The organism is Ferrovum myxofaciens (assembly GCF_000735045.1).
GTDB lineage: Bacteria > Pseudomonadota > Gammaproteobacteria > Burkholderiales > Ferrovaceae > Ferrovum > Ferrovum myxofaciens.
In genome coordinates this window covers 1-257 of sequence record NZ_JPOQ01000402.1, presented here as the reverse complement: position 1 = coordinate 257, position 257 = coordinate 1, and the positions used below count along the sequence as shown (strand labels likewise).

Below are 257 nucleotides of genomic sequence, written 5' to 3'. Positions count from 1 at the left end.
GGTTGTCGCTGTGCGCACAAGGTGAGGCATGGCGTACGGGAAGTCCGATAAATTGGATGCGCATCCACTGACCGAAAAGTCCCGCCGTGATCATTGCTCCCTTGCGCCAGGGCGCGATTTCCATCAGCGGGAAGGATTCCCACAGTTTCAGGGCGAGCAATTGGGTCAGTGCATAGGCCGTGGAACGAATCTGCATCCACAGTTCCAGAGCCCCCTTCGATTGTTGCCACAGGTTCGTCACCCCCCACCATCGCTTC

1 pseudogene is annotated in these 257 nt (G+C 58.0%); it reads right to left on the bottom strand.

The features are described 5' to 3' along the window. Positions 1-257: pseudogene (locus tag IV91_RS0114250) on the bottom strand (IS701 family transposase); the annotation flags it as partial.